This is a genomic window from Cyanobium sp. NIVA-CYA 375 (genome assembly GCF_056108345.1).
The window spans coordinates 1-9,672 of the sequence record NZ_JBSYHW010000082.1 but is presented as its reverse complement, the minus strand read 5'-3'; the positions used below and the strand labels follow the sequence as shown (position 1 = coordinate 9,672).

General features: G+C 61.1%; 10 protein-coding genes. 8 read left to right on the top strand and 2 right to left on the bottom strand.

Going from position 1 to position 9,672, the window contains the following annotated elements:
- Positions 1–218: 218 nt before the first annotated feature.
- Entirely contained in the window at positions 219–602 is a 384-nt protein-coding gene (locus AC01FP_RS14610; protein ID WP_474481323.1) for a DUF2237 family protein, read from the top strand.
- An 8-nt stretch (positions 603–610) separates the two neighbouring features.
- On the opposite strand, the gene AC01FP_RS14605 is transcribed toward AC01FP_RS14610, so the two are convergent.
- Positions 611–1,366, bottom strand: a complete 756-nt coding sequence (locus tag AC01FP_RS14605; RefSeq protein WP_474481326.1) for an SDR family NAD(P)-dependent oxidoreductase — start codon at positions 1,364–1,366, stop codon at positions 611–613.
- Between the two features lie 84 nt (positions 1,367–1,450).
- On the opposite strand from AC01FP_RS14605, the gene AC01FP_RS14600 reads away from it, so the two are divergent.
- The 5 genes from AC01FP_RS14600 (at position 1,451) to AC01FP_RS14580 (ending at position 6,008) form a co-directional block, all read left to right on the top strand.
- Entirely contained in the window at positions 1,451–2,374 is a 924-nt protein-coding gene (locus tag AC01FP_RS14600; protein WP_474481321.1) for an NAD(P)H-dependent glycerol-3-phosphate dehydrogenase, read from the top strand.
- Between the two features lie 20 nt (positions 2,375–2,394).
- The gene (locus AC01FP_RS14595; RefSeq protein WP_474481319.1) at positions 2,395–3,303 is read left to right on the top strand and encodes a PhzF family phenazine biosynthesis protein; all 909 of its coding nucleotides are present in this window, start codon (positions 2,395–2,397) and stop codon (positions 3,301–3,303) included.
- A 50-nt stretch (positions 3,304–3,353) separates the two neighbouring features.
- On the top strand, positions 3,354–4,286 hold the full coding sequence (locus AC01FP_RS14590; protein ID WP_474481318.1) for a SpoIID/LytB domain-containing protein: 933 nt from the start codon (positions 3,354–3,356) through the stop codon (positions 4,284–4,286).
- Entirely contained in the window at positions 4,276–5,115 is an 840-nt protein-coding gene (locus AC01FP_RS14585; RefSeq protein WP_474481316.1) for an ATP adenylyltransferase family protein, read from the top strand. Before AC01FP_RS14590 ends, AC01FP_RS14585 begins: the two co-directional genes overlap by 11 nt.
- A 95-nt stretch (positions 5,116–5,210) precedes the next feature.
- The gene (locus AC01FP_RS14580; protein WP_474481314.1) at positions 5,211–6,008 is read left to right on the top strand and encodes a sigma-70 family RNA polymerase sigma factor; all 798 of its coding nucleotides are present in this window, start codon (positions 5,211–5,213) and stop codon (positions 6,006–6,008) included.
- On the opposite strand, the gene AC01FP_RS14575 is transcribed toward AC01FP_RS14580, so the two are convergent.
- Entirely contained in the window at positions 5,956–6,150 is a 195-nt protein-coding gene (locus tag AC01FP_RS14575; RefSeq protein WP_474481313.1) for a sigma factor SigF, read from the bottom strand. The genes AC01FP_RS14580 and AC01FP_RS14575 overlap by 53 nt on opposite strands.
- A gap of 308 nt (positions 6,151–6,458) precedes the next feature.
- Between AC01FP_RS14575 and AC01FP_RS14570 the strand changes: the two genes are divergently transcribed.
- Together AC01FP_RS14570 and AC01FP_RS14565 are read left to right on the top strand one after the other, a co-directional pair.
- Positions 6,459–7,979, top strand: coding sequence for a DUF3370 family protein (locus tag AC01FP_RS14570; protein ID WP_474481324.1), 1,521 nt, complete (start codon positions 6,459–6,461; stop codon positions 7,977–7,979).
- A 3-nt stretch (positions 7,980–7,982) separates the two neighbouring features.
- A complete protein-coding gene (locus tag AC01FP_RS14565; RefSeq protein ID WP_474481312.1) occupies positions 7,983–9,038 on the top strand; it encodes a J domain-containing protein in 1,056 nt (351 codons plus the stop codon).
- Positions 9,039–9,672 lie beyond the last annotated feature (634 nt).

The window sequence follows — 9,672 nt, the reverse complement described above, 5'->3', positions numbered from 1 at the left end:
ATCGACGCATTAGTCATGTCCTCAAGCCCCCGGATGTACTGATCAGAGGGGTGACAACTTTCCTGAAACTGGGGGCCCCCGGAATCCGTCAACTACCCAGGCCGACTTTGTGCGGGTGTGTTGCCTTTGGCACACCTTCAAAACTTGTCGTCAGGGCAGTGCTGCAGCCCCCGAACTGCCTGGCCAGACTGGCGGCATCCACATTTTTTCCGGTTCCCGTGAGCGATTCCAGCCAACCTGCTCCCGCTTCGCTAAACGTGCTGGGTGATTCCTTGGTGGTGTGCGGCTGCCAACCGATGACCGGTTGGTTTCGCGACGGTCATTGCCGCACAAACTCATCCGACTTGGGCCGTCACAGCGTCTGCTGCGTCGTTACCGATGCTTTTCTCCGTTACAGCCAGGCCCAGGGCAACGACCTGAGCACCCCGGCGCCCGCCTACGGCTTCCCTGGGCTCAAGCCCGGAGACCACTGGTGTGTATGTGCGCCTCGCTGGCTAGAGGCCTACGAAGACGGCATGGCACCACCGGTGCGATTGGAGGCTACGGAGGATTCGGCATTGGAGGTAATTTCCTTGTCAGTGCTGCAGGCCAACGCCGCCTGATCCCAGGGCTACCAGGCAATTTGCTGGCCGTCCCAGGCCCAGAACTGACCCGTTTGTTGCGGTCCAATTCCTGTCAACACAGCGAGCAGCTGCCTAGCAGCCCGCTCAGGGCTAAATAGCCGCTCGGGGGGTACACCGGCCTGGAAGGGGGCTGAGAGGGCCGTGGCCGTGGTTCCGGGATGGAGCAGGCTCAAGCACCCCTGAGGTTTTCTGCGGGCCCACTCCAGGGCCAGGGTGCGCAGCAGTTGGTTCTGGGCAGCCTTGGCGGCCCGATAGGCGTACCAGCCTCCGAGCTGGTTGTCGCCAATGCTTCCCACCCTGGCCGAAAGGCTGGCGAAATGAAATGGATCCGCAGCGGGAAGTAGGGATTCGATCGCCTGGGCCAACAGCAGGGGCGCAAAGGCATTCACCGCAAAGCTGCGCTCTAGGGCCTGGCGATTCACCTGGCTGAGCCGCTTTTCCGGTTGGAGCAGGGGCCCATGCAGCAGGCCGGCCGTGTTGATCACCAGCCGCAGGGGAGGGCGATTCTCAAGGCTCGCTGCCAACGCCGAGAGGCTGGAGTCGTTGGTGAGATCCAGCGCTAAAAACTCGACATCGCGCCATAGGGGATCCTGTGGCGAACGCCAGTCCCGGCGCGAAGCCCCCACCAGCTGCAGCCCTGGGGCGATGTTGGCCAGCTCATGGAGCAGGGCCTGGCCGATGCCGCCACACCCCACCACAAGGCCAGTGCCATGCCAGTCCTGCCAGGGCGAAGCTGAGCTCATTGCCACAAAAATTCCAGAGCTGAAGCCGCATCCATGGACCTGCCGCATGATGGCAGTGCCTAGCTGCCTGCTGCTTCGGAGTCGATGGGCATTCGCATTGCCGTGTTGGGCCTGGGGGCCTGGGGGCAGACCCTGTTTGAGCGCTGGGGTCAGCAAGGTCACCTCGTGGTGGGCTGGTCCCGGCGCTCTGGCAGTAGTCCAGTTGACCTGCTTGCCAACCAGGATCTGGTGGTTTCGGCGGTAGCCATGGCGGGGGTCACGTCCCTGGCCGAGCAGCTGGCCCCCCATTGGCCGGCCGGACTGCCGCTAATGAGCTGCAGCAAGGGGCTGGACCTTCAGCTGCTGGCAACTGCCAGCCAGCTCTGGTCAAACCAGTTGGCGGATGCCCCCTTGCTGGTGCTGAGTGGGCCGAATCTGGCAACCGAGGTGCGCCAAGGGCTGCCAGCGGCCAGCGTGATCGCCGCTGCGGATCAGGATCTAGCCCGTCGATTTCAGCAACAGCTCAGCGACAATTCCCTGCGTCTTTACACAAACAACGATCCGATCGGAACCGAGGCTGCAGCTGCACTCAAAAACGTTATGGCAGTTGCCGCCGGCATCTCCGATGGTCTCGGGCTAGGTGCGAATGCCAAGGCCTCGCTGCTGTGCCGGGGCCTAGCCGAAATTGGCGTGGTTTTGGAGGGTTTCGGCGGAGCCACCAGCACTCTCTACGGCCTGGCCGGGCTGGGCGATTTGCTGGCAACTGCCAATAGCAACCTCAGCCGTAATTACCGCTGCGGCGTGCTGCTGGCCGAGGGCTGCAGCGAACAGCAGGCCTATGAGCGCATCTCTGCCACCGTTGAGGGGCCGCGTACGGCCCGGGCAGCTCTCCAGCTGGCAAGCCGTAAGGGTTGGCATCTGCCTATCTGTGAGCAGGTTGTGCTGGTGCTCGAAGGCCGCACCACCCCTGGCGCCGCGGTCAAGGCTCTGATGGAGCGCGATCTGCGGCCCGAGTGGCAGCAATTATGAGCTTGCCTGGCTCTGCCGTCGTGCCCCTTGTCGCCCGGCCAGCGGTGCTGGTGGAAGCCTTCGCTGAGGCACCTTGTTGCGGCAATGGCGCAGCCGTAGTGCATCTAGACCAGCCGATGGGCGATGTTGCCCTGCAGGCCATCGCCCGCAGTCTCAACCAGTCTGAGACTGCTTTTTTGCTGCAACAACAAAGCCGCTGGACCCTGCGGTGGTTTACTCCCAGCTGTGAGGTTCCCCTTTGCGGCCATGCCACCCTCGCCGCCCTGCTGGCCCTCGGCCACTGGCAGCAGTTGGCGCCAGGGCAGGGGTTGGAATTGTTTACCCGTAGCGGTCCCCTGGCAGTAGCTCTGGATGCCAGCGGCTGTTCGGGGCAACTCGTGCTGCCCAGCGCGGGTTTGCTGCCAGCTGAGCCATCGTCATCGCTAATCCGGTTGCTGCAGGATCGCCTTGGGGCCTCACCCTTGGCCTACTGGAGCTCAGCCCTCGGCTATCGGGTTGCCCTGCTGCCCCCAGAGGCCCAGCTGCGCCAGCTGCCCGGCCTGGCCTCGGAGCTGCATGGTGCTGATCGGCTCGGACTGGTGTTGATGCAGGCCCTCGAGACAGCAGCGATTGGCGAACGTCCCAGCGTGCTTGAACTGCCAGCGGACTACCAGCTGCGCTTCTTTGCTCCTGGACTAGGCATCGATGAGGATCCCGTAACAGGCTCAGCCCACGCTCTGGTAGCCCCATATTGGCTGCATTGCCTCGGTCGCAGTTCCGTTGTGGGCTGGCAATGCTCGCCGCGACCAGGGGGCATGGTGTGCGAACGCGCTTCTTCAGGCATGATCCGCCTGAGCGGTTCGGGCCATCTCCTGTGGAAGGGCACATTGCGGGTGCACGCCGATGGATCCGGACGCGAGTCCTGGGCTTCCCTGGCCGTCTGCGCCTGAACCCAGCACTTCATGGTTTGTTGAGCCGGCGCTTGATGCTGGCTGGGCCGATGGCCTTGGTTGCTGTGGCTGTGGGGTTTGCGGCCCAGGGCTTGGCACCCCGCCCCTATGGGGCCGCCCAGGGTGAATTGCTGGATGCCCTGATCGATACGCCGCCCCCCGCGCAAGACACAAGTACCGCGGCTGAGCAACTGCGCCGCCTGGAGTCGCGCCGGGCCACCCCCCAAGCAGCAGCTCCAGTCAGTCTGGGCCTGGCTGAGCCCGAAGCGGGCCCCGGTGTAGACCTGGAAATCCGCGTCGCCCTGCTCACCGCTGGCGCCAGCCCCGAGCTATCAGCCAACGGCGCTTGGCAGGTTGTCAGCCGCGATGGCCAGCTGCTCCAGCAGGGAGGTGCCGGCAGCCCCGTGAACCTTGGCGAACTTTGGACCCAGGGGCCGGAAGCCTGGTTGCAGACCAGCGGCGGCTCGCTTCTCGTCAATGGGCGCCCCTATGGAGGCCGGCTACGGCTTATCCCGCAGGGTGGCGGGCTCAGGGTTGTGAATCACGTTGGCCTGGAGACCTACATCGGCGCCGTGGTGGGAGCTGAGATGCCAAGCAGCTGGTCGATGGAGGCTCTAAGAGCCCAGGCCGTTGCGGCCCGCTCCTACGCCCTTGCCCATATGGCTCGTCCAGCCGACCGCCACTGGCATCTTGGTGACACAACACGCTGGCAGGCTTACAAGGGCCTTGCCAGCAGCAACGATCGCACCCGCCAGGCCGCCGCCAGCACCGCCGGGATGATCCTGAGTTATCAGGGCGCCATCGTGGAGAGTCTTTATGCCGCCAACCGCCAAATAACTCTGGAGGCCCACGGCCATCTGGGAGCGAGCATGAGCCAACATGGTGCCCAGGATCTGGCCCAGCAGGGCTATCGCTACAACCAAATTCTTGGTCATTATTACCAGGGCGCCTCCCTGGCCCGCCTCAAGGCTGGTGCGAGCTGAGCGCATCTGGCAGCGGGCGCTGCAATTATCTAGCCAGGCCCAGGCCAGCGGCGCCCTGGTGCCCCTGGCTACCGAGGTCCTCACAGCACCTCAGCACGAGCCATTTGTTTTGCGGCGCTTGCTCAGCGCCACACCTAAGCACCTACGTCGTGGTGGCCCCAAGCCCAATCCCTTTTTGCCCTGGGAACGGGCCCTTGAAGTGGACCAGCTCGACAGCGGCCATGTGGTTCTGCTCAACAAATATCCAGTGCAGGCTGGCCATCTGCTGTTGATCACCGCGTCCTGGCAGCCGCAATCCGGCTGGTTATCGGCGGACGACTGGCGGGGGGTCGCCCACCTGGCCGGTGATACGGGTGGACTGTGGTTTTTCAACAGCTGTGCCGCTTCTGGTGCTAGTCAGCCCCACCGGCATTTGCAGCTTTTGCCCCGCCGAGCTGGAGAAGCCAGCACGCCTTTGGCCACTCATATCGAGCGTCAGCTAGCAATGGTTGATCCTGCCTGGCCCTGGGCCTATCGGCTCAGCCGCCGCGTCGATCCCATGGGGGGTACCGATCTACCAGCTCTTTATTTAGAGCATGCCGAGCAACTGGGCCTTGGCCATCCCCACTACGACCCCCAACCCAGGCATCCCTACAACCTGCTCTTCGACGACTACTGGCTACTTACGGTGCGGCGCACCAAGGAAAATTGCGCTGGTTTCAGCCTCAATGCCCTGGCCTTTGCCGGTTATCTGTTGGCCACGGAAAGCTCAGATATCGAGCTGCTTGAGCGAGAGGGACCCTGGTCGTTGCTGCGGGCGGTTGCCGCCGCTCCGATCGCTTCACCATGACCGACATTCAGTAATTTTTCGGTTGTGGGATAGGGCCTGTCTGGGGCTGGTTGGAAAGGAAGGGAAGCAAACCCCTGCCAAACCAACCACAACCCATGACTCATTCGGTTAAGTCCAAGCCCCTCACTCGCCGGTCTCTGCAACAGCGCAACCAGCGGGTAAGCCAGTACTGCACTTTGGTGAACCCGATTGCCGTGCACTACTGCCGCCGCTGCCCGGAGCCCCTCGATGACCTGGTGCAGGTGGGCCTCATGGGCCTGCTGCGGGCCGCCGAGCTGTATCGACCGCAAACAACCACTCCTTTTGATGCCTTCGCCCGGCCCCATATCCGTGGCGCAATTCTTCATTACCTTCGGGATTCGGCCCTGGCAGTGCGGTTACCACGTCGGCAAATGGAGCTGCACGACAAGCTGCGTAAATTGAAAGCAAGCTGGAGCAGCTGCCACAGGCAGGAGCCCAGCGCAGAAGATTTGCGCCTAGCCCTGGGACTCAGTCCCGATCAGTGGCAAGACCTGCTTAGGGGACAGGCGATGGCACGGCCCATGGACCTAGAGACACGGGTCGATGGAACGCTCTTACACGAAGTCATTAACAGCAAGACCTGGGAAGCCGATTCCTCTGGCATTGGCGATTGGGATCACCAAGGGGCTCAGGTGAGTGAGCAGCTGGCCCTGCTGGCCCCCGAACTACGACGTGTAATCCAGAAGGTGGTGCTGTCGGGTTGGACCTATCGACGCACTGCAGCCCTGCTTCAGGTGAGCCCGATGACGGTTCAACGCCGGCTGAAACAGGGACTAGCCCAGCTGCGGTCGGCTATCACTGGAGGTGGGGCCGAGGCAATTAGCCGCCAGCAGCGCCCGCATCCCGCTCCATCTGTCGCTCCAGCGTGCTGATCGATGCGTTGACGGCGGCCAGCTGGCGCTCGACGCCGTCTCTCCAGAACTGCAGCATGCGTAGCTTGCGCTCTTGATGGCGTCTCCAGCTGCCACGACCGCTGTCGTCACCGCTGCCACAGCAGCCCAGGGGGGGAAGCATGAGAAAGTAGAGAAGGTCCAGATGGTTCTAGCGAGCTTGAAGGGTATGCCGAGTGTCGTGTTTCTTCCCCAGCGATGGCCCTGAAACGACCTCCAGCCAGTTCCATACAAACCACCAGCCCCTGCTCTAGATCAGGTTTCTCAGCCAACAGGACGCAGTTAGCTGCCGGAGTCTGGGCCACTCCCTCCTCACCAAACTCCCCAATCTCCAGATTTCTGTTGCGGCCGATCCCCCTGCTGCTTGCTGCTGCCATAGGTGCCCCCCTTGGCCTGCTGCAGTCGCTGCCAGCTTCCGCCTATGTGGCTCTGATGGCGGGGCAGCAGGCCAGGCCCCTAAATGGCAGCTTCAACAAGGTGCCTGTGTTGCACTCCAACCAGCCTGAGGAGGTTGAAGGGCCAGGGATCTTGATCAACACAGCGCCGGGATATGCCTTCGCCGCAGAAACCGGACAGCCCCTGCGCAATGCCGAGTTCACCTTCAACGGTGAATTTGGATTGCACATGCACCACAAGTATTTCCCCCCCAATCGCCGTCAGCTATCTCGATCAGCCCGCCGCCCTGAGCTGACTCTGGGGCTGATTTTGATCAACCCAGGCTTGCGACCTGTGCACATCAGATTTGAAAATGGCGCTGTTCGCAACAGCTTTGAGGCCCCCTATCTGCTGAACCACAAAATGGGAGTAAGGCCTTTGGGTCCCCGCCCCTGGAACACCGGACCGGGAGATGCAACGGCGGTACAAGTTTTGCGCGGTCGCCTAGATACCAAGCTCAACCAGGAGATCACCATCCCGGCTCGCAGCCGCATCGTGCTTTATCAGACTCAGTTACCAGCGCTCGGCATTGCCAATGCCCTGCTGAAGGGACGCAGTGACGGACCTTTCCAGATGGCGGTCGTAGCGGCCAAGGATCCCAGTAGTGATATGGATGTGATTTCCGTATTGGATCAGCGCCGGCTAGCTCCAGGTAGGGTTTATCTGAACCGTGTTGCTGATATCAAAGGCCGGCGCATTTTTTCCCGTGTGGGAGGGGTCGCGGTCGGCGATGCCTACCAAGCCAACCTCAGCCACAACCTTGCCCAGAAAGGGCCCTTGCATGTTCCCCTAACTAGCACCCACCGCCACAATTTCGGCACCCGCGAGATTCAGGTAAATCCGCTTGCTAGTCGCATGGTGGACTCGTCACTGGACAACGTTGGCACCTACGGCGTTCGATTTGATGTCGATCTGAATCTCAAGGGGTCGGGGCCCTATGAGCTGGTGCTCAGCCACCCCACTGCTCCAGGCAGTGGCAAACCCTTCACAGCTTTCCGGGGCTCCTTTCAGGTACGCACCGCGGAAGGGCTCCAGGAAATGCACGTCGGGATGAGATCCGGTCAAAGCCTGGCCCTCACTACCTTAAACCTGCGAGACGGGCAATCAAACCCGGTCCGAATTAGCCTGGTCTACCCAGCCGATGCCACGCCTGGTCACCTGCTCAGCGTCGTCCCGGCAAGCCAGCTCGCCATGGTTCAGGAGCGAGAGCGTCAACTCGAGCTGGCCCGCAACTCTGCCGCTCCAGCAGCGATTAAGCCTCCTCTCTCGCCTCCCGCAATTCCAGATTCAGAGGGCGAAGGGCAGCTGGACTCCGATGCGATGACACCTGTGGTACTTCAGCCCCTTTTCCCCAGACTGCCGCCGCTGAGGTCGACCCCGCCGCCGCCGCCGCCCGTCCCCCAACCCCGTTCCTTTATCAACCCGCCGTCGATCCCTGGGAGTCAATCCCTGGTTGATCGCTACCAGCAAGCACTAGAAGCGCAGCAGCAGATGATGCGTGGCCTAATGGGCCGTTAGGGCATGGCCAAGCCGGCGGATCCCACTCGTCGCCGCTTCAGCTTGGAGCTGCCTGTCGATTTGCTCGACAAAATTGATGCGCTCAGGGCGGAATGGGGCATCCGCAGTCGCGGAGATATTTTTGAGCGACTTCTCCAAGAGATCTTCCCAAGCGGCGAGGGAGGCGAGATCACGGTTCTCGGCGATGACAACAGTTCCCGGCCAGAGGGCTCCCAAACCAATCCAGCACAGGAGTCAACCTTTAATGAGCAAGGTGCCCTGGTACTGATGACCCGTGGCTCCGGCGGAGATTTGTGTCTCGATCTGGAGTCAACTGAGACTGATTTTGATGTGAATTTCGATGCCGCCGCATCGATAGGCCCCCGGGCGCGTCCTCGTCAGAGCGGTATTGACCTGCCTGGTTTTGTAAGACGTCAATCTGATCAGCTCAAGCGCAGTCTGCAGCCCCTGCGCCAACCCGCTGATGTTGCGGTCGAACCCCTGCCCCATGTAGGCGGTGATGTACTTGAGCGTGCACTTATTAGAGCCAGAGACCACTGGCTTGAGCTCTATGGCAAAGAAGCGAATGAGGCAGTGCTGGAAGCCGCGATGGTGTGGTTAGCCCAGGACATCTGGGCTCAGAGCGATCAAAGTGAGAATCGCCCCTTCACCTGGTCGCTTGCCTGTGATGTGGTGGCCAATACGGCTCCCAGCTGGGGGCGCGAGCCTGCAAGTTTTGAGCGCGTCGTGGTGATGGCAGGACTGCTGGAGGACCCGTTCAGTACTTCAACTCTGGAGCTACGCCTGCCCACCTTGATTCGGCGGCTTGTGCACCGTTTCCGCAAACGTCGTAAGGGCAGCTCCTTCCAGGCCCTGGAACACACCATGACCTTGCACGGCGCCCTGAAGCTGCTGCAGCTACCTACTGCACCGGGGCATCGTCTCACCCTGCGACAGATACGGGAGGCTTACCGCGAGTTGGCCATGAGCCATCATCCCGACTCCGGTGGTTCGGAAGAGACCATGCGTCGCCTAAACGAGGCCTACCAGCTGCTTAAGGAGCTCTACCGAAACGAATAGACCTGTATCTTGATTCTCACTTAGGTCTCTTTATAGGTCTTGCCGTAATTCTTGAATAATAATTGCGCGACACGTCGCTAGCTTCTTTTCCAGTCCCTTCGGGGCAATACCATGTCATGTATCAGTATTCCCGTATTGGACGCTAAATGAGTCTTGCTTGGCGTCCAGGGCAAGGTCGGCGAGAATCATTTGTCTAGCTTGACTCGGATTAGTCTATTAATTAGACGCAAGGTAGGTCTCAACTGGTTTGATTGAGATTGCATGAGTCGGTTTTTGCTTTTGGCTCAACTGGCCCAGGGTGCGGCGGAATCAAATTTTTTCGCATTCCTGGCTGCATCGACCTAGCGCTACTGCCTTCATTCGGTCGACATGCCAAACAGGCCTTTTGCAGGCAGCGGCCATTTAATTGTCAGTAGGTCTTGTCCAATGGCCGAGAAGGTGCTTGGCCAGACAGCTCAGCTTGCTTGAAAAGCCACGGGCTGCAAGGGCTTATAAGCCTGCGTCACTGTGTCATACACAGGTACGCAAGCGAAAATGAACGCGCTCTTGTATCTTGGACGGTGACTTTCAGGAAAGTTGTCACTCCTTGGCTGCCATTCAGGCGGCCTTGATTAAGGGTAGCGCCATGAGCGGA